13 protein-coding genes are annotated in these 16670 nt (G+C 62.3%); 3 read left to right on the top strand and 10 right to left on the bottom strand.

All coding sequences use genetic code 11. The features are described 5' to 3' along the window. Positions 1-44: 44 nt before the first annotated feature. Positions 45-1292: an ammonium transporter gene (locus OCT39_RS16255; protein ID WP_263585477.1), complete on the top strand. Its 1248-nt coding sequence runs from the start codon at positions 45-47 to the stop codon at positions 1290-1292. A 161-nt stretch (positions 1293-1453) separates the two neighbouring features. Continuing rightward, complete coding sequence (gene glnK, locus OCT39_RS16250) at positions 1454-1792, top strand: P-II family nitrogen regulator (RefSeq protein WP_252108177.1); 339 nt, start codon at positions 1454-1456, stop codon at positions 1790-1792. Positions 1793-1865: 73 nt separating this feature from the next. Here glnK and OCT39_RS16245 read toward each other — a convergent pair whose 3' ends face one another. Further along, positions 1866-2642: a ferredoxin--NADP reductase gene (locus tag OCT39_RS16245; RefSeq protein ID WP_263585476.1), complete on the bottom strand. Its 777-nt coding sequence runs from the start codon at positions 2640-2642 to the stop codon at positions 1866-1868. 170 nt (positions 2643-2812) lie between these two features. Between OCT39_RS16245 and OCT39_RS16240 the strand changes: the two genes are divergently transcribed. Next, positions 2813-3739 (top strand): LysR family transcriptional regulator, encoded by a 927-nt coding sequence (locus OCT39_RS16240; RefSeq protein ID WP_263585475.1) that lies wholly within the window; start codon positions 2813-2815, stop codon positions 3737-3739. 28 nt (positions 3740-3767) lie between these two features. Here the strand turns inward: OCT39_RS16240 and OCT39_RS16235 are convergent, their stop codons facing one another. The 9 genes from OCT39_RS16235 to phnD form a co-directional block, all read right to left on the bottom strand. Next, on the bottom strand, positions 3768-5666 hold the full coding sequence (locus OCT39_RS16235) for a methyl-accepting chemotaxis protein (RefSeq protein WP_263585474.1): 1899 nt from the start codon (positions 5664-5666) through the stop codon (positions 3768-3770). Between the two features lie 205 nt (positions 5667-5871). Beyond that, positions 5872-7974, bottom strand: a complete 2103-nt coding sequence (locus OCT39_RS16230) for a methyl-accepting chemotaxis protein (RefSeq protein ID WP_263585473.1) — start codon at positions 7972-7974, stop codon at positions 5872-5874. A gap of 290 nt (positions 7975-8264) precedes the next feature. Continuing rightward, entirely contained in the window at positions 8265-10373 is a 2109-nt protein-coding gene (locus OCT39_RS16225) for a methyl-accepting chemotaxis protein (protein ID WP_263585472.1), read from the bottom strand. Positions 10374-10625: 252 nt separating this feature from the next. Further along, the gene (locus OCT39_RS16220; RefSeq protein ID WP_263585471.1) at positions 10626-12512 is read right to left on the bottom strand and encodes a methyl-accepting chemotaxis protein; all 1887 of its coding nucleotides are present in this window, start codon (positions 12510-12512) and stop codon (positions 10626-10628) included. 121 nt (positions 12513-12633) lie between these two features. Further along, positions 12634-13062: a host attachment protein gene (locus OCT39_RS16215; RefSeq protein WP_263585470.1), complete on the bottom strand. Its 429-nt coding sequence runs from the start codon at positions 13060-13062 to the stop codon at positions 12634-12636. 76 nt (positions 13063-13138) lie between these two features. Beyond that, positions 13139-13948 carry a phosphonate ABC transporter, permease protein PhnE gene (phnE, locus tag OCT39_RS16210; RefSeq protein ID WP_263585469.1) on the bottom strand — a complete coding sequence of 270 codons (810 nt, stop codon included), beginning with the start codon at positions 13946-13948 and terminating at the stop codon, positions 13139-13141. Beyond that, complete coding sequence (gene phnE / locus OCT39_RS16205; protein ID WP_263585468.1) at positions 13942-14748, bottom strand: phosphonate ABC transporter, permease protein PhnE; 807 nt, start codon at positions 14746-14748, stop codon at positions 13942-13944. The genes phnE (OCT39_RS16210) and phnE (OCT39_RS16205) overlap by 7 nt, the downstream gene beginning before the upstream one ends. Continuing rightward, positions 14735-15535 (bottom strand): phosphonate ABC transporter ATP-binding protein, encoded by an 801-nt coding sequence (gene phnC, locus OCT39_RS16200; protein WP_263585467.1) that lies wholly within the window; start codon positions 15533-15535, stop codon positions 14735-14737. The genes phnE (OCT39_RS16205) and phnC overlap by 14 nt, the downstream gene beginning before the upstream one ends. 52 nt (positions 15536-15587) lie before the next feature. Beyond that, on the bottom strand, positions 15588-16571 hold the full coding sequence (gene phnD / locus OCT39_RS16195; protein ID WP_263585466.1) for a phosphate/phosphite/phosphonate ABC transporter substrate-binding protein: 984 nt from the start codon (positions 16569-16571) through the stop codon (positions 15588-15590). Positions 16572-16670: the final 99 nt, after the last annotated feature.

Below are 16670 nucleotides of genomic sequence, written 5' to 3'. Positions count from 1 at the left end.
TCTTGATCGAATCACTATAACGCCAGGAACACGGGGAACGATTCATGAACGAAGTCACCGATCTGAGCTACGCGCTCGATACCTTTTACTTTTTGATCTGCGGCGTGCTGGTCATGTGGATGGCCGCCGGCTTCTCGATGCTCGAGGCTGGCATGGTACGTGCCAAGAACACTGCAGAAATCCTGACCAAGAACATTGCGCTGTTCGCCATCGCTTGCACCATGTATCTACTGGTGGGCTACTACATCATGTACTCCAGTGGTGAAGGCGGCTTCTTGCCAAGCCTTGGCATGCTGCTGGGCGCTGAAAATAGCGTGGACGCGGTGCTTGGCGGCGGTGAAGACGCGCCTTACTACTCCATGCGCTCCGACTTCTTCTTCCAGGTGGTCTTTGTGGCAACGGCCATGTCGATCGTCTCCGGTGCGGTGGCCGAGCGCATGAAGCTCTGGGCGTTTCTGGCCTTCGCCGTGGTGATGACAGGCTTCATCTATCCGGTGTCCGGCTACTGGACCTGGGGCGGCGGTTGGCTCGCCGAGGTGGGCTACTCCGACTACGCCGGTTCCGGCATCGTGCATATGGCAGGTGCGGCGGCGGCGCTTGCAGGCGTGCTGATTCTTGGTCCGCGTAAGGGCAAGTACGGTAAGGACGGTGCCATTCACGCCATTCCCGGCGCCAACATGCCGCTGGCCACCCTGGGTACCTTCATCCTGTGGATGGGCTGGTTCGGTTTCAACGGCGGCTCGGAGCTCAAGATGTCCGACGTGGCCTCGGCCAATAACGTCGCTCAGGTATTCGTCAACACCAATGCCGCTGCCGCCGGTGGCGTGATCGCTGCGCTGATCCTGGCCAAGCTGTGGTTTCGTAAGGCGGATCTCACCATGGCGCTCAACGGGGCGCTTGCCGGGCTCGTCGCCATCACCGCCGATCCGCTGTCGCCCACGGCGCTGGGTGCGGCCATCATCGGCGCGGTGGGTGGTTTGATCGTCGTCGCCGCCATCGTTACGCTGGATAAAGTGAAGCTGGACGACCCGGTCGGTGCGATCTCGGTACACGGCGCCGTTGGGATCTGGGGCGTACTGGCGGTGCCCTTCACCAACGCGGAGGCCTCCTTCGGCGCGCAGCTGATCGGAATCGTGGGCATCTTCGGTTGGGTGTTCGTGGCAAGCCTGGTCGTGTGGCTGGTGCTGAAAGCCATCATGGGGATTCGCGTCAGCGAAGAGGAAGAGTACGAAGGCGTGGATATCGCCGAGTGCGGCCTCGAAGCTTACCCGGAGTTCAGCGTCAAGAAGTAAGCACGCTTGACCCGGATCAGCGACCCAAGCCTCCCCTTCGTGGGAGGCTTTTTTATTCTCTGGCAAGAGCGGTGTATGCTTAAGGGGAGCGGGCGCGTGGGGCCCATGATGACCTTCGCTTACCCGGATAATAACGGGCCACCCAGTTAAAGGATGTCGCAATGAAACTTATCTCAGCCATTATCAAGCCGTTCAAGCTTGATGACGTACGCGAATCCCTCTCGGACATCGGCGTGCAGGGGATTACCGTGACGGAAGTGAAGGGCTTTGGCCGCCAGAAGGGGCACACCGAGCTGTACCGCGGCGCCGAGTATGTGGTGGACTTTCTGCCCAAGGTGAAGCTCGAAGTGGCCGTGGACGACGAGCTGGTCGAGCAGGTGATCGAGGCGATCACCCAGGTGGCGAACACCGGCAAGATCGGTGACGGCAAGATCTTCGTCATGCCGCTCGAGCAGGTGATTCGTATCCGTACCGGCGAAACCGGTAAAGACGCAGTTTAAGCTCGCCAGGCGCTTGCAAAAAGCCCCGCCAACCGGAAAGTTAGCGGGGCTTTTTAATGGCCTTATCGGGGTATTACTTCTCGACGAAGGCGCGCTCGATCACGTAGTCGCCGGGCTCGCCCATGCGCGGTGAGATGTTCATGCCGAGCTCGTCGAGCAGAGCGCTGGTATCGTCGAGCATGGCCGGGCTTCCGCAGATCATCGCGCGGTCCTGGCGCGGGTCGATCGGCGCAAGTCCCGTATCCTCGAAAATCTTGCCGCTGCGAATATGATCGGTCAGGCGGCCCATGGTGTGAAACTCTTCGCGCGTCACCGTCGGGTAGTAGACGAGCTTTTCGGCAACCTCCTCGCCCAGGTATTCGTGGGCGGGAAGCTCTTTGGTGATGAAGTCGGCGTAGGCCAATTCGGAGACTTCGCGCACGCCGTGTACCAACACGATCTTCTCGTAACGCTCGTACACTTCCGGGTCCTGAATCAGGCTCATGAAGGGCGCAAGGCCGGTGCCGGTAGAGAGCATATAGAGGTTGCGCCCGGGCAGCAGGTCGTCGCACACGAGTGTCCCGGTCGGCTTACGGCTGACCATGATCTGATCGCCCACCTTGAGGTGCTGCAGGCGCGAGGTGAGCGGGCCATCCGGCACCTTGATGCTGAAAAACTCGAGGTGATCCTCGTAGTTGGGGCTGGCGATGGAGTAGGCGCGCATCAAGGGCTTGCCGTTGACCTCCAAGCCAATCATCACGAACTGGCCGGTCTTGAAGCGCAGGCTGCGCTCGCGCGTGGTGCGAAAGCTAAAAAGCGTATCGTTCCAGTGATGAACGCTCAGCACGTCTTCCAGGGCAAACTTGCTCATGATGACTCCTTGGACGCAAATGCCGGGCAATGGATAGGCATTCGCATTGAATATTCGATAAAAGAATAAAAGCGATGAATGATGATGCCGCAAAGTCTAGTCGGTGGCGGCATATCTGTTAAGTCAATTATACTGATAAACATTATCTGCAAAATCGATATAGGTGGGTCATGCACTACACGTTGCGCCAGCTCGAGGTGTTTGTGGCCGTCGCCCAGCACGAAAGCGTCTCCCAGGCGGCGCGCGCGCTCGCCATGTCGCAATCCGCCACCAGCACGGCGCTGACCGAGCTCGAGCGCCAGTTCGACTGCCAGCTGCTCGACCGACTCGGCAAGCGGCTCAAGCTCAACGCGTTAGGGTTTCAGCTGTTGCCCAAGGCGGTCGCGCTGCTCGACCGCGCCGAGGAGGTCGAGGAGCTACTGCGCGGCCAGAAGGGCGTAGGCGCGCTCGAGGTGGGGGCGACGCTGACCATCGGCAACTATCTGGCCACGCTTTTGATCAGCGATTTCATGCAGCGCTATCCGGGCAGTCGAGTACGGCTAGCGGTGCGCAATACGCGCCATATCATTGAAGGCGTGCGCCAGCACTCACTGGATTTGGGCCTGATCGAAGGCCAGTGCGACGACGAGATGATCGTCAGCCAACCCTGGGTCGAGGATGAGCTTTGCGTGTTCTGCTCGCCGCGCCACCCGCTTGCCGGGCGCAAGCATCTGGAACTCGAGCAGCTTTTACGCGAGGACTGGATCATGCGCGAGGAGGGCTCCGGCACGCGCATGACGCTCGAACACGCGGCCCGTCATCGCCGAAGCCGCTTCAATACGCTTCTCGAGCTCGAACATACCGAAGGCATCAAGCGCGCGGTGGAGTCGGGCCTTGGCATTGGCTGTGTCTCACGCCTTGCCCTGCGCGACGCCTTCCGGCGTGGCAGCCTGGTCGCGCTGCCCACCCCGGAATTGGATCTCAAGCGCCAGTTCACCTTCATCTGGCACCGGCACAAGTACCTGACCACCGGCGTGCGCGAGTTTCTGCGCCTGTGTCGTGAGATGACCGCCGGTGCCAGCCGAAGTGACGATATCGAACTGCCGCCGGTGCCGTAAGGCCGCCTTAAAACTCGTCCCAGTCACCCTAGGTGGAGGAGGTCGTCGCCAGGCGCGGTGTCGATGCCACCGGCTGCGGCGCTTTGGTCAAAGCGGGCGCTCGGGCCGGGGCGCTGGAGCTGGGGTTTGAGACCTTGAAGCGTCCAATCACCGTGGCCAGCTGGCCGGACTGCTCCTTCAACTGCTCGGCGGCGGTGGTGGACTCCTCGACCAGCGCGGCGTTCTCCTGGGTCATGCGATCCAGATCCGCCACCGCGACGTTGACCTGCTTGATGCCTTCGCTTTGCTCGCTGGTGGCCGCCTCGATCTCCTCGAGTACGTCAGTGACGCGGGTGATGTGCGAAACGATCTCCGCCATGGTGTGGCCGGCGCTTTGCACCAGGGAGGTGCCGCTATTGACCTTGCCCTGGGAATCCTCGATCAGCGTCTGAATGTCGTTGGCCGCGTCGCTGCTGCGCCGGGCCAGGTTGCGCACCTCTTCGGCCACCACCGCAAAGCCGCGGCCGTGCTCGCCGGCCCGTGCCGCTTCCACCGAGGCGTTGAGTGCCAGCAAATTGGTCTGAAACGAGATGCTGTTCATCAAGTTGACAATCTCGCCGATCTTCTCCGAGGCCTGAGTGATCTCCTCCATGGTGGTGACCACGCTGCCCATTACTTCGCCACCGTGACCCGCCACTTCCGAGGCGTTCCGGGAAAGCTGGCTGGCCTCCTGGGCCGAAGACGCCGTGTGCTGGACGGTACTGGTGATCTCCTCGATGGAGGCGGAGGTTTGCTGCAGGCTCGCCGCGGTATTGTCAGTGCGCCGTGAAAGGTCCTGGCCGCCGGAGGCGATTTCGTTAGCGGCATGATGCACCGCATCGCTGCTGGCGCGCACGTCGATCAGCACGTGCTCCATCTTGTCGACGAAGCGGTTGAAGGCGTCGCTGATCTGAGCGACTTCATCCTTGCCGGCGACGGTCAGGCGCCGAGTCAAATCGCCTTCGCCGCTGGCGATATCGTTCAAGGCATCGCGGGCGCGCTCGAGCCCTGCCAGCGTGCGCTTGAGCCATAGTCCGACCAAAAGCGCCGTCACGCCCAGCACGATCAGCAGCGTCAGAAGCGCAGAGTGAAGCGTTGCGCGCAGTCCGGCGGTGGCCTCGTGCTCGTCGAGCGCCACGCCAAGCTCCCAGTCGGTGCCGGCGATGGGGGTAACAACGATGCGCTTGGTATCGCCCTGCACCTCGACGCCTTCCCAACGGTTTTGAGTCTCGCTCAGGCGGCCGATCAGTGCCGGGGTGAGCGCCGGGCTTACGCGCTCGAGCGGCGCTAGCGCCAGCGCCTGGTCTGGGTGGGCAATGAGGGTCTCGCCGGCGCTACTGAGAAAGGCGAAGCTCGACGGTGTGGGCTGGATCGCGTTAACACGGCTGACGAGCTGATCGATTGGAACGTCGCCGCCGATCACGCCGAACAGCCGACCGTTTTGTTTGACCGGCGTTGCGAAAGCAACCACGAGTTGGCCGCTGTTGGAGTCCTGGTAGGGAAGCGAGACGATAGTGGTGTCCTGGGCGACGGCGCTTTGATACCAGCCGCGCTGGCGCGCGTCGAAGTCATTCCCGGGAATCCAGCCATCCGATGAGATCAGGCCACCGTCGGGAAGGCCCATATAGGCGCTTAAAAAGCCACCGGAGTCGGCGAGCTGAATGAGCGAGGTGGTAGGGTCTGGCGCAACAACCTGCGAGCGCGCCGCTTCCATCATGGCAATGCGGGCGCTCACCCACTCTTCGATGACCGATGCGTTGTCGCTGGAAGTCGCTGTCAGTTGCTCGCTTATTTGGCGATCACCGTGCGTTTTCAGAGTAACGTAGCTGACTGCTGCGTTGATCAGCAGCGCCAGGGTAATAATCGTCAGCGTGACGAGCAAAATGCGCATGCGCAGGGACGTAAGCATCCAATTCTCACTTTAAGGGGAGGCAGTCTGTGTCGTGAGCCAAGTCATTCATGGCTGCTCCACTATCGGCCCTGGAGAGTAAGACTTTAGTGGCAATGGAGGTTCTGGAGGGGAGGAGTAAGCGCCGAGACCGGGCGGTTTGAACACGTGCGCCGGCGAGCCTCAAGGATGCTGGCCGGCGCATGTCAGGGCGTGATGCGAGTGATTAGCCTCGCGGCGGGGAGGGCAGGCGATTGGAGGGCGCAGCGGAAGTGTCGAGTGTGAACCCGCCCACCAGCTCGGCCAGCCGCTCCGCCTGCTCCTTCAGCTGCTCGGCAGCGGTGGTGGACTCCTCGACCAGCGCGGCGTTTTGCTGGGTCATCTGATCCAGGTCGTTGACCGCGATACTGACCTGACCGATGCCGTCGTTCTGCTCGCCGGCGGCGGTGCTGATATCGCCCAGCATCTGGTTGACGCGAGAGACGCTCTCGGCCAGTTCGTGCATGGCGCTTTCGGCCTCGCGCACGAGCTGCGTGCCGCTTTCGACCTTGTCCACCGAGGCGCCGATACGCTGGCGAATGTCCGCCGCCGCCTCGCTGCTGCGCCGGGCGAGCATGCGCACCTCTTCGGCCACGACGGCAAAGCCGCGGCCATGCTCGCCGGCTCGCGCCGCCTCGACCGAGGCGTTCAGCGCCAGCAGGTTGGTCTGAAAGGCGATGCCGTCGATCACCTTGACGATGCTCTGGATCTCATCGGAGGTCGTGCGAATCTCGTCCATCGTCGTCACTACCTGGCTGAAGGCGCCGTTGGTGCGCGTGGCGAGTTCGGCGGCGGTGTGCGACAGTCCGCTGGCCTCTTTCGAGGCGCTGGTGGTATGGCCCACAGTGCTGCTGATCTCTTCCATGGCGGTCGAGGTCTGCTGCAGGCTGGACGCCGCCTGATCGGTGCGTCGGGAAAGATCCTGCCCGCCCTGAGTGATCTCGTTGGCGGCGTGGTGGACCGATTCGCTGCTGGCGCGCACATCCACCAGCACGTCGTGAATCTTGTCGGCGAAGGCGTTGAACTGAATTGCAAGCTCCGCCGTTTCGTTTCGCCCATTGACCGGCAGCCGCTGAGTCAAATCGCCTTCTCCCGAAGCGATGTCGCGCATCCGGTCAGCGAGATGGCGCAGCGGGCGGGAGATACTGTTACCCAGCAACCAACTGACCAGCAGCCCTACCAAGGCGACGACCAGGCCCATGAGAATCATCCCCCACATGGAAGCCTGGTCTTCGTCACTCAGTTCTTGCTGCAGCGTGTAAAGCCCAGCCATGACGGCGCTGTCCGGCAGGCGCAATACCAGCACCCAAGGCGTGCCGGTGTCGCCAATGGTGAAAGGCCAGTAGAGTTCGATCACGTCCTGCTCGGTATCGTGATGGCGAACCGCTTCACCACGTTGGGCGCTTTGGATATACGTTTGTACCGAGGTATCGAGTACGTCACTACCTGGCTGGCCCAGTGCGTCTTCCCGGGCAGTGTGCGCTGTCAATGTGCCGCCCGAGGCCACCAGCGCCATTTCGCCCGCGCCATCGTAAAGCGATTGATTGGCGTCGTTGAGCATGGACTGAATGAAGTTGACCGACACGTCGACACCGGCGGCGCCGCGAAATTCGCCGTCGACCAGCACCGGTGTGCTGAATGAGGTCACCAGCTCTACCTGACCATCATAGTCGTAGGATATGGGATCCACGATACAGATGGCCAGCGTATCGCGAGGGCACAGGTAGAACTCCCCTTCACGTACGCCGCTTGGCTGGAGCGCTGCGCTCTCCATTGACTCATCGAGCGGGATGACCACGACATTGCCGCTTTCATCGCGATACCAGAGCGGCCGAAAACGACCGTCTGCGCCGTAACCCATGCCCTCGCGCCCCTCGAATACCTCATCGCGACCGAACGCATCAGGCGCCCAGCCAATGTAAGTACCCAGTAGTTCAGGATTATCGATGGCGGTCTGGCGTATTGCCTGCGAGAGCTCGCGGCGACTCAGATTCAGAGACGGGCGCCCGGACTCATCGGTCTGGCCCATCAGGGCATTGGTTCGCGCCAAGCCTTCGCTCAGTGACAGGGCGTGTTCCAGTTGGCCCTTGATACGCTCGGCTTGCTCGCCCGCGATGGCGTCCAGGCGCGCTTCGATATTGCGCTCGAGAAGCGCCCTGGTCTCACGTTCAACCAGACGGTTGGAGCGCTTGTCGGAGACCAGCGAGTAGAAGACCAGCGCGGTGATGACGAGCAGAATACAGCCACCGACCAGCAGTGCGATGAGAGTACGCACGGATTTGAATTTCATATCAGGCGTCCTGACTGGTAGCGGGTAGTGGATGTGGCGAAGGCGGGGCTACGTGCGATTCGAAGGAGTAAGGCATTGGGTTCTCGCCAGTTAGGGAAAGGCAGGATAAGAGTGCGTTATACGTAGAGAGCTCTCTCCTATCGACCTGCGCGCTCGTGACTTGAGAGGGGAAACCCTTTTTTAACGCATGCGCAAGGACACGGGCCGTCGCTCTTTCGAGAAGGCCCATACTCTGTGGGGGAGGGGTAAAGCCAGTGGCGGCGCCCGAGTGTTAAAGCGCCGCCTGCCTTCTAACTGCGGGTCTTGGCGGGATCGGATAGCGATAGCTGGGAGCGGCTTGAATCGCCTTCCAGCGTGAACCCGCCCACCAGCTCGGCCAGTCGCTCCGCCTGCTCCTTCAGCTGCTCGGCGGCGGTGGTGGACTCCTCGACCAGCGCGGCGTTTTGCTGGGTCATCTGATCCAGGTCGTTGACCGCGATACTGACCTGACCGATGCCGTCGTTCTGCTCGCCGGCGGCGGTGCTGATGTCGCCCAGCATCTGGTTGACGCGAGAGACGCTCTCGGCCAGTTCGTGCATGGCGCTTTCGGCTTCACGCACGAGCTGCGTGCCGCTTTCGACCTTGTTCACCGAGGCGCCGATACGCTGGCGAATGTCCGCCGCCGCCTCGCTGCTGCGCCGGGCGAGCATGCGCACCTCTTCGGCCACGACGGCAAAGCCGCGGCCATGCTCGCCGGCCCGCGCCGCCTCGACCGAGGCGTTCAGCGCCAGCAGGTTGGTCTGGAAGGCGATGCCGTCGATCACCTTGACGATGCTCTGGATCTCATCGGAGGTCGTGCGAATCTCGTCCATCGTCGTCACTACCTGGCTGAAGGCGCCGTTGGTGCGCGTGGCGAGTTCGGCGGCGGTGTGCGACAGTCCGCTGGCCTCTTTCGAGGCGCTGGTGGTATGGCCCACGGTGCTGCTGATCTCTTCCATGGCGGTCGAGGTCTGCTGCAGGCTGGACGCCGCCTGATCGGTGCGTCGGGAAAGATCCTGCCCGCCCTGAGTGATCTCGTTGGCGGCGTGGTGGACCGATTCGCTGCTGGCACGCACATCCACCAGCACGTCGTGGATCTTGTCGGCGAAGGCATTGAACTGGATCGCGAGCTCAGCGCTTTCGTTGCGTCCGCGCACCGGCAGGCGCTGGGTCAAATCCCCGTTACCGGAAGCGATGTCGCGCATCCGGTCGGCCAGGTAGCGCAGCGGCCGGGCGATGCGGCTGCCCAACAGCCAGCTGGCCAGCAGACCCGCCAGGGCAATCAAAAGGCCGACGAGGAGCATGCCCCACATGGAGGCCTGGCCTCGGTCGGCAAGCTGTGACTGTAAGTTCTCAAGTCCCGCCATGACCGCGCTCTGCGGTAGACGAATCACCATCACCCAGGGGCGGCCGCTGCCATCGACGCTGAAGGGCGTATAGAGCTCGAACATGCCCTCGTCGGTGTTGGTCTGGTTGATGCGCTCGCCCTGCTGGGCTTGGGCGATAGCGCCTTGAAGCGAGGCGGGCAGTGTGTCGACGCCGCGGCCCAAAAGCTCTGCCGCGCCGGTATGGGCGGCCAAAGCCCCTTGGCCTGCCACCAGCAGCATTTCACCTGCACCATCGTAAAGCGATTGATTGGCCTCTTCCAGCAGGCCTTGAATGAACGCGACCGACAGATCGACGCCGGCGCTGCCACGGAACTCGCCATCGACCATGATGGGCGCGTTGAAGGAGGTCACCAGCAGGTTGTCGCCGTTGTAATCGTACCAGTGCGGGTCGACCACGCAGGTGCGCTGCGTTTCCCGCGTGCAGAGGTAATACTCGCCTCGGCGAATCCCGTCGTCGCCAAGCGCTTCGTTTTCCATATCCTGGCCCAGCGCGAGCACCTCGATGGCGCCGCTTTCGGTGCGATACCACCAGGGCGTGAAGCGGCCGTCCGGTCCGAACCCCTGATCCTCGCGACCGATAAAGCGCGCATCGAGACCAAAGGCGTCCGGCTCCCAGCCAACGAAGGCATCGAGCAGTTCGGGGTTGTCGACCACCGTTTGGCGAATCAGCACCGAAAACTCCCGGCGGCTGAGATACAAAAGCGGCCGGCCAGCCTCATCCACTTCCCCCAGCATGGCGTTGAGATTGGCAAGATTCGTTGCCAGCGTCAGCGCATGATCGAGCTCGCGCTTGATCTCTTCGGTATGCGCCGAGGCGAGCGCCTCGAGCCGCGCTGCGGCGTTTTGTTCGAGCAGCGTTTCGGTTTGCTCCTCCACCAGCGCCTGGGTGCGTGCGTTGGCGATCAGCGAATACACCACCAGCGCCGCCACGACCAGCAAAATAGCGCTACCGGCCAGGGTCGCGATCAGCGTGCGAAGCGATTTGAAGTGCATGTTCGAGTCCTTATGCCTGATGGAAAAGCCACTACGCGCGCGGCGCCATTAAAAAGCGACGTCAACGAAACAGTCGGGCGTTAACAGGAATATCGGCATGAAAAGCATCTTCTTGACATACCGACGTGGCTTCGCGGCAAAAAAGCGCACGGCTGTCGCGGCCGGCGCTTGGGGCGTCGTCTTTGGATCAAATGCGGCGCTCACCGACCGTCAGGGTCGAGAGCGCCGCGGGCAAGCCGGGAGCGGCGTTTTTTAGAACGCGGGCTGTGACGGAGCGGCGGGGAGGGCGGCGGTCTGGCGCGTCGAGCCGAGGGCCGGCGTGGTGGCCGAGAGGGTGAAGCTTGCGATCGTGCGGGCCAGGTGATCGGCCTGCTCTTTTAGCTGCTCGGCGGCGGTGGTCGACTCCTCGACCATGGCGGCGTTCTCCTGGGTCATGCGGTCGAGATCGTTCACCGCGATATTGACCTGCTGAATACCATCGCTTTGCTCGCTGGTGGCGGCGGTGATTTCAGCAAGGACGTCGGTGATGCGCGCGCTGTTGGTCACGATCTCCTGCATGGTGTCGCCGGCGTTGCGAACCAGCGTTGTACCGCTATGCACCCTGGCCTGGGAGTCCTCGATGACGCGTTTGATATCGTTGGCCGCGTCGCTGCTACGTCGGGCCAGCTGGCGAACCTCTTCGGCGACCACCGCGAAACCGCGGCCGTGCTCGCCGGCCCGCGCCGCCTCGACCGAGGCGTTGAGTGCGAGCAGGTTGGTCTGGAAGGCGATGCCGTCCATCAGTGTCACGATTTCACCGATGCGGTCAGACGCGCGGGTGATCTCCTCCATGGTCGAGACGACCCGGGAGACATCCTCATGGCCCCGATGGGCGACTTCGGAGGCGGCCTGGGAGAGCGCGTTGGCCTCCTTTGACGAGGCGGCGGTTTGGCCGACGGTGCTGTTGATCTGCTCGATGGAGGCCGAGGTCTGCTGCAGGCTCGCGGCGGTCTGGTCGGTGCGCCGTGAAAGATCCTGTCCGCCCAGCGCGATCTCGCTGGCGGCGTGGTGCACGGTTTCACTGCTGGTGCGCACGTCGATCAGCACCGTTTCCATCTTGTCCGCAAAACGGTTGAAGGCGCCGGCGATGCGGGCGATCTCGTCCTTGCCCGTGGCCGGCAGGCGCTGGGTCAGATCGCCGTCGCCGGAGGCGATGTTGTCCATCGCGTGGCCGACGCCCTTGAGCGGGCGCAGCAACAGCGAAAGCAGCACGCCAAGGCCGAGCGCGGTCAGCACCGCCACGATGATGAGCGTGGCCAGTGACGAGAAGGCGATGGCGCGAAGGCCCGCGGTCGCTTCCTGCTCATCCATGGCGACCACCAGCTCCCAACCGCTGCCAAGCCCGACGTCGCGCCCCATCAGCAGTTTTTCGCGCTGGTCGAGCACTAGCGGCGTCGGCGTGTTGTTGCTCTCCAGGTTCTTTAGAAAGGCGGGGTCGAGCTGCTCGCTCAGTACGGTCGAAGGCTCGAGCGCCAGCGCGCTGTCCGGATGCGCCGCGATGGTGCCGTCGTCGGTGACCAAAAAGGCGAAGCTCGACGGCGTCGGCTGAATGCCGGTAACGATACCCACCACGTCTTCGATACCGATATCGCCGCCGATGACGCCCAGCAGTCGGCCGCTATCGCCGTCGGCGTAGTAGGGGTGAATGAAGGAAACCACCAGCTCGCCGGAGATCATGTCCAGATAGGGGGACGTCACGATAGTGGTGCCAGCCTCGACGGCCTGCTGGTACCAGGGGCGCTGGCGCGGGTCGTAATCCGCCGGCGGCTGCCAGCCGTCGGAAAAGACCGGCGGTTTCGACGACGCGTAGGCAACGTAGGTGGTCATGAAGTCGCCAGCGGTCTGAAGCTGCTGGAGTGCCGCCAGCGGGTCGGCGCTTTCAACGACGGTGGGCAGTGAGGCAACCAGACGATTACGGGCGGCCACCCACTCTCTCAGTGCTTGGGCGTTGCCCTTCAGGGCGGCATCGAGATGGCGATGGATCTGCTCGTCGTTGTGGCCCTTGACGGTCCAGTAGCTGGCAAAGCCATTGAGGGTCAATGCCGCGATGATCGCTGCCAACGCGGCGAGCAGAATACGGGTTCGTAGGGAGGATAGCATGGCCGCTCTCTTGATCGATGAACAGATGACACTACTTTTTCCAATAAAAGCAGCGCATTGGTTATCGGCAGGAGCGGCCTTAACATGAGTTGATTTTTAACTGGGGCGACGCCCGGCAGGATCAGAGCTTCTTGATCGCCTCTTCGATCTCATCGCTCGAAGCCTTGGTGTAATCCTTGGAGAGCGTATGCGTCACCAGCTTCTGCGTCGGCTTGTCGAGCTTGTCGCGCAGAAGACCCAGAAACTTCGGCGCGGCGATCAGGATCAGCTCGTCCATCTTGTTGCTCGTGCGGGCGTCGAACAGGTATTGCACGACCTGCTTGGCAAACATCTCGTTTTCGTGCTCGAGCGCCTCGCCGCCTTCGGCGGAAGAGCGGGCAGAGCCTTGTGAGCCAGTATGTACGTCCGCCCCGGGGCTATCGGTCACCAGGTCGCCTTCGTGCATTTGCCCTTCGGCGTGCACCAGGCTCTCTTTCTCGGTGAGCTTGTTCGCGGCATGGGTGAAGATGCGCGCGCGTCCTGCGTCGGCCACCACAATGTAAGTTGGCATGATCAAACGTCCTCCGTGTCGTTAGTGGTTGATTAAACATGGCAAGCGATCGACGTTCGGTCAACCGCTGGCCGCGTTAAAGCACCTTGCGCCTCAAGATACTCGTAAGCGCCTCCCCAATCAGCACGAGCACGATGATCGCCAGCAGAATCGTTGCAACCGTCGGCCAGGCGAAGGTATCGATCGCGCCCTGGAGGATCACGCCGATGCCGCCGGCGCCCACCAGCCCCAGCACGGTGGATTCTCGAATATTGATATCCCAGCGCAGAATGACGATGGCGAAAAACGCCGGCATTACCTGGGGCACGATAGCGTAGGCGATCACCTTGGCTTTCGAGGCGCCGGTCGCCTCCATCGCCTCGACCGGGCGCCGGTCGATTTCCTCGATCGCCTCGCCCATCAGCTTGCCGATGAAGCCGATCGAGCGAAACACGATGGCGAGAATGCCCGCCAGCACCCCGGGGCCGAAAATGGCCACGAACAGCAGCGCCCAGATGATCGTATTCACCGAGCGGCTCGAGACCAGAATGAAGCGCCCAAGCCACAGGCACGCCCGGTTGGGTGTGGTGTTCTGCGCGGCGATATAGGCCACCGGCAGCGCGAGAAAGATGGTGAGGAAAGTGGCGAGCGTGGCGATGTGCACGGTTTCGAGCAAAGCGCTTACGATGTTGGCAAAGCCCGCCGGGCTCGGCGGCCACATGCGCGCCGCCAGCCCGGAGATCTGATTGGGCGCGTCCCACACCCAAGGCCAGAAAATATCGATATCGCTCAGCGCCCAGACCACGAGCATCAAGGTGGCGAGCAGCACCGCGTAGCGAATCAGGCGCTCCTTGCGATCGAAACGTTGCCAGACGCGGTCGGCGAGTTGTTCGGCGTGATCTACCATATCTTTTTCCTCACCCAGCCGCTGATACCTTCACTCAACAGGATCACCGCGATGATCACTAAAAGAATCGCGAAGGCGAAGTCGTAGTCGTAGCGTCCGAAGGCGTTCATCAGCGTGCCGCCGATACCGCCGGCGCCGACGATACCGACCACGGCGGAGGCGCGCAGGTTGCTGTCGAGCTGATACATGGAAAGCCCGATCTGGCGCGGCAGTATTTGCGGGAACACGGCGTAGAAGAGCGTGGCCAGGTAGCCCGCCCCCGCGGCGCGCATTGCCTCGACCTGGCCCCAGTCGATCTCTTCGATCTCTTCGGCCAACAGCTTGCCGACGAAGCCGATCGAGTAGAGCGTCAGCGTCAAAATGCCCGCCAGCGGCCCAAAGCCCACCGCGGCGACGAACAGAATCGCCACGATCACCGGGTGAAAACTGCGGGATACGATGATGATCGCGCGCCCGACCAGATAGATCGGCATCGGAGCGATATTGCGCGCCGCCATCACGGCGAAAGGAATCGAGAGCAAAACGCCCAGCAGCGTGGCCAGAATCGCGATCTGGAAGCTCTCCTTGAAGCCGGTCACCAGCAGCTCGAAGCGGTCGAAGTTGGGCGGAAAGCCACCGCTGAAGATGCGCGCTGCCCGCGGTACGCCTTCGCTGATGCGCGCCCAGTTGAACGGCAGCGAACCAAACGCCCATATCAGATACGCGGCGGCGACGATCAAAAGGCCGTAGCGTACCAACGGGTTAGCGATGAACGGCGGTTTTTTCCACCGGCGTGGTGGCGAGGACTCAGTGGGCGTCATGCGTCGCCTCCGGGGCCTCGGAATCTGCGGTGATATCGCCGTCCGGCGCCTCGATGCCGCCATAGATCTCGTCGAGTGCGTCCTTGTCGAACGCCGCCGGAGCCCCATCGAAGATCATCTTGCCGTGGCGAAGCCCCACGATACGCTCGGTATAGGTTTTGGCCTGGGCGACATTGTGGATGTTGATCAGCACCGGCAGCGAAAGCTCACTCGCCAGGCTTTGCAACAGCACCATGATCTGTTCGGACGTACGCGGGTCGAGTGAGGCGGTCGGTTCGTCTGCCAGCAGCACGTCCGGTTCCTGCATCAGTGCACGCACCACGCCGACGCGCTGACGCTCGCCGCCGGAGAGCTCGTCGGCGCGCTTGTTGGCGTAGTGGGCGATCCCCACGCGCTCCATCAGATGAAAGGCGCGGTCGATATCCCCCTGCGGGTAGCGTCTGGAGATGGCCTGAAACAGATTGACGTAGCCAAGCCGCCCGGCCAGCACGTTCTCCATCACCGTTAGCCGGTCGAGCAGGTTGAAGCCCTGAAAGACCATACCGATTTTGCGCCGGGCACGTCTGAGCTCGGCGCCCTTGAGGTGGACGAGCTCGACCCCGTTGAGCGTGATGGACCCCGACGTCGGCTCCACCAGTCGGTTGATACAGCGCAGCATCGTGCTTTTGCCCGCGCCCGAGGCGCCCACGATGGACACCACGCTGTTACCTTCGACCTTGAGATCGAGCCCCTTGAGCACGGGCTCGCTGTGGCCATAGCGTTTGACCAGATTCTTGATTTCCAGCATGTTGTCGCTTCCATCGGCAGCCAGCAAACCGCGCCTTGAGGCGCAGTGCGATTTACTCTTCCATATTCTCGGGCGTATAGGTCACGCCGTTGGCGGCCTGGATGGTGCGAATCACCTGCCAGTTATCCTTGTAGTTGATCGGGATGAACTTCTCGACGCCGTCGAACTCCTCGCCAAGCTCGGTGCCGGCGAAGTCGAAGCTGAAAAATGCCTCTTCGATCTTTTCGACCAGATCCGGGTGCAGGTTGTAGGCGTAATTGTAGGAGGTGGTGGGGAAACGGTCGGACTCATAAATCAGGCGTACGTCCTCCTCATCGTAGAGTCCGCGGGCGGCCATGCGCTCGACCACTTCCGAGGCCACCGGGGCGGCGTCATAATCGCGCGCCACCACGCCGAGCATCGACTGGTCATGGCTGCCGGAGTAGACGACCTCGTAATCCTCGTCCGGAGTGACGCCGAGCTCGGGCAGAAGCGCCCGAGGGGCGAGGTTGCCAGAGTTGGAGGTCGGTGAGGTGTGCGCAACGCGCTTGCCCTTGAGATCCTCGACGGTTTCGATGTCGGAGTCAACGTGGGTAAACAGCTGAAGGGTGTAGCCGAACTGGCCGTCGTCGGAGCCCATCAGCGCAAATGGCACCGCACCGGCCAGGTTGACGGCAAAGGGCGTGGGGCCGGTCGAGAAGCCGGCGATATGGAGCCGGCCGCTGCGCATTGCCTCGACCTGGGCGGCGTTGGACTGCACGGCGAAAAAGCGCACGTCGCGCCCGGTCACCTCGGACAAGTGCTCAATGAAGGGCTGCCAGATATCGGAATAGATGGCCGGATCCTCGACCGGGGTATAGGCGAAAATCAGCGTGTCCGGGTTGGCCCATTCGGACTCATCGGCGGGGCGGTCGGCGACCATGTCGCCATTTTCATCGCAGTAAATGGCGTCGAGGTCGCCACGTTCGCACTCGGCAAACGCTATGGATGAGAGTAGCGCAAGAGGCAGTGCCGCCGCCCATGACAGCGCGGGCCTGGAGGAGAGAAGCTTGTTCATGGAAACCTCGGAGGTAGTTTGTTTTTATAAAGACGTGTTGTGACGGTTTTTATGACCGGCGCGCACTTTCGAGCGTTATGGCGGCGGTCAGCGCGCTTT

Source organism: Halomonas sp. GD1P12 (assembly GCF_025725645.1).
GTDB lineage: Bacteria > Pseudomonadota > Gammaproteobacteria > Pseudomonadales > Halomonadaceae > Vreelandella.
The sequence above is the reverse complement of the archived record's forward strand: the minus strand, read 5'-3'. Positions and strand labels throughout refer to the sequence as shown.

Bases quoted from the DNA above. Each gene is read 5' to 3' on its own strand.
- OCT39_RS16255 (WP_263585477.1), top strand. From the start codon at position 45: ATGAACGAAGTCACCGATCTGAGCTACGCGCTCGATACCTTTTACTTT.
- glnK (WP_252108177.1), top strand. From the start codon at position 1,454: ATGAAACTTATCTCAGCCATTATCAAGCCGTTCAAGCTTGATGACGTA.
- OCT39_RS16245 (WP_263585476.1), bottom strand. From the start codon at position 2,642: ATGAGCAAGTTTGCCCTGGAAGACGTGCTGAGCGTTCATCACTGGAAC.
- OCT39_RS16240 (WP_263585475.1), top strand. From the start codon at position 2,813: ATGCACTACACGTTGCGCCAGCTCGAGGTGTTTGTGGCCGTCGCCCAG.
- OCT39_RS16235 (WP_263585474.1), bottom strand. From the start codon at position 5,666: ATGCTTACGTCCCTGCGCATGCGCATTTTGCTCGTCACGCTGACGATT.
- OCT39_RS16230 (WP_263585473.1), bottom strand. From the start codon at position 7,974: ATGAAATTCAAATCCGTGCGTACTCTCATCGCACTGCTGGTCGGTGGC.
- OCT39_RS16225 (WP_263585472.1), bottom strand. From the start codon at position 10,373: ATGCACTTCAAATCGCTTCGCACGCTGATCGCGACCCTGGCCGGTAGC.
- OCT39_RS16220 (WP_263585471.1), bottom strand. From the start codon at position 12,512: ATGCTATCCTCCCTACGAACCCGTATTCTGCTCGCCGCGTTGGCAGCG.
- OCT39_RS16215 (WP_263585470.1), bottom strand. From the start codon at position 13,062: ATGCCAACTTACATTGTGGTGGCCGACGCAGGACGCGCGCGCATCTTC.
- phnE (WP_263585469.1), bottom strand. From the start codon at position 13,948: ATGGTAGATCACGCCGAACAACTCGCCGACCGCGTCTGGCAACGTTTC.
- phnE (WP_263585468.1), bottom strand. From the start codon at position 14,748: ATGACGCCCACTGAGTCCTCGCCACCACGCCGGTGGAAAAAACCGCCG.
- phnC (WP_263585467.1), bottom strand. From the start codon at position 15,535: ATGCTGGAAATCAAGAATCTGGTCAAACGCTATGGCCACAGCGAGCCC.
- phnD (WP_263585466.1), bottom strand. From the start codon at position 16,571: ATGAACAAGCTTCTCTCCTCCAGGCCCGCGCTGTCATGGGCGGCGGCA.